Raw genomic sequence first — 2,077 nt, 5'->3', positions numbered from 1 at the left:
CGCGAACGCCGCTGAATGTCCGAGACGGTCGCGCCGGACGAGGACCTGCTGCGGCGGCTCACACCCGTCGTCCTGCGGATCCTCGTCCGGCGCGGCGCCGACTTCGCCTCAGCGGAGGACGCCGTCCAGGAGGCGCTGCTCGAGGCGTGGCGCACCTGGCCGGCCTCGGCGCCCCAGGACCCGAAGGGCTGGCTCGTCACCGTGGCGTGGCGGAAGTTCCTCGACGCCACCCGCGCCGAGTCCGCGCGCCGGAAACGCGAGGAGGTGGTGCACGCCGCCCCGCCCGCCGGGCGCGCCGCCGAGGCCGACGACTCGTTGTGGCTGTACTTCCTGTGCGCGCACCCCTCGCTCACGCCGTCCTCGGCGGTCGCGCTCACCCTGCGGGCGGTCGGTGGCCTCACCACGCGGCAGATCGCCGAGGCCTACCTCGTGCCCGAGTCGACGATGGCGCAGCGCATCAGCCGCGCGAAGCGCACGGTGGCAGACGTCCGGCTGGGCGAGACGGGGTCCGTGACGACAGTGCTGCGCACCCTCTACCTCGTCTTCAACGAGGGGTACGCGGGCGACGTCGACCTGGCCTCCGAGGCCCTCCGCCTCACGCGTGGGCTCGCCGCCGCGGTCCGGCACCCCGAGGTCGACGGGCTGCTCGCGCTCATGCTGCTGCTCCTCGCCCGGCGCCCGGCCAGGTTCGGTAGGGACGGGCGCCTCGTGCCGCTGACGGAGCAGGACCGCTCGCTGTGGGACACCCACGCCATCGCGGAGGGCGTCGCGATCCTGCAGGCCGCCCTCGCCCGCGACGAGCTCGGCGAGTACCAGGCGCAGGCGGCGATCGCCGCGCTGCACGCGGACGCGCCTGCCGCGAGCGAGACCGACTGGGTACAGATCGTCGAGTGGTACGACGAGCTCGTGCGGCTCACGGACAGCCCGGTGGCACGGCTCAACCGGGCGGTGGCCGTCGGCGAGGCGGACGGCGCGCGGGCCGGCCTGGCCGCGCTGGCCGAGCTCGACGAGTCGCTGCCCCGCCACGCGGCGGTCGCCGCGCACCTCACCGAGAAGGACGGGGACCGGGCGGGCGCGGCCCGGCTGTACGCGCTGGCGGCCGACCGCGCGACGAGCATCCCCGAGCGCGACCACCTGATCCGCCGGGCCGCCCGCCTGGGCGTCGGCGGCTGAGCCGCGTCACAGGCTCGAGCAGTACTCCTCGGCGGCGCGCATCCCCTCGTCCACGCCGTCGGCGTCGATCCTCGTCAGCGAGGTGTGCACCGACTGTGCGGCCTCGGACAGCTCCTCGTGCCCGGGCATCTCCCAGCCGTGCGAGGCCCCCATGAGGCCGGTGAAACCGGACATCTGCGCCATGAGCAGGCCCTCCTCGCTGCCGGCGCGCGCCCCGACCTGCAGCCAGTCCTCGGCGGGTCGGTCGTCCTCGCTCACCGCACCGACGAGTGCGCAGGAGAGCTCGAGCCGCGCCTCCTCGGACAGGTCGGGGTCGTCGTCGGCGAAGCCGTGCTCCTCGCACGCGTCGACCAGGGACGCGAGCCCGTCGTCGAGGAGGTCGAGCTCGGCCTGCAGCGTCGCCGTGTAGACGCGCTGGCCGTGCTCCATGAGCTCCTCGTACCCCTCGAGCGGCGAGGCCGTCGTCGCGCCGAGGAGGCCGTTGGCGCCGCCGGAGAGGAGAAACTCCTCAGCGGTGCCCGGGCCGACGGGTTCGCCCCACTGCTCCGCCGGCGTGCTGTGCGCCGCCGCGGCGAACCCGCAGGCGTGGCGCGCCAGCCCGTCCGCGTCGATCTCCGGCTCGTCCTCGACCCCGCACCCTGCGACCGCGAGGAGCGCCGCGGCGACGATCGTCGTCAGAGCCAGACCCCTGTTCAACGTCGACATCGTCGTCCGCACCATGACACCTCTCCGCAGGGAGCGGCCGTCGGGTCGGGCACGGCCGCGCACGTGGTCTCCGAGCGTAGGTGATCGGGCCGCAACCGCTCCGACCCCGGCTGTCGCTGCTCCGCCTCCGTCACCCACGGTCGGCGACGCCGACTCGCACGGCCTGCGACAACCTGCGGCCCACGGGGACGCGAGCGCG

Annotated in this window: 2 protein-coding genes; one reads left to right on the top strand and one right to left on the bottom strand. The window is 75.1% G+C overall.

The window, feature by feature from the left end; translation table 11 throughout:
* Positions 1 to 15: 15 nt before the first annotated feature.
* The gene (locus tag ACZLKG_RS16575) at positions 16 to 1,173 is read left to right on the top strand and encodes an RNA polymerase sigma factor (protein ID WP_463649354.1); all 1,158 of its coding nucleotides are present in this window, start codon (positions 16 to 18) and stop codon (positions 1,171 to 1,173) included.
* Positions 1,174 to 1,179: 6 nt separating this feature from the next.
* Here the strand turns inward: ACZLKG_RS16575 and ACZLKG_RS16570 are convergent, their stop codons facing one another.
* A complete protein-coding gene (locus tag ACZLKG_RS16570; protein WP_463649353.1) occupies positions 1,180 to 1,869 on the bottom strand; it encodes a hypothetical protein in 690 nt (229 codons plus the stop codon).
* Positions 1,870 to 2,077: the final 208 nt, after the last annotated feature.

It is taken from the genome of Georgenia sp. Z2081 (assembly GCF_055326445.1).
Note: the sequence above shows the minus strand (reverse complement) of the source record. Positions and strands in the feature narration are given on the sequence as shown.

Bases quoted from the DNA above. Each gene is read 5' to 3' on its own strand.
- ACZLKG_RS16575 (WP_463649354.1), top strand. From the start codon at position 16: ATGTCCGAGACGGTCGCGCCGGACGAGGACCTGCTGCGGCGGCTCACA.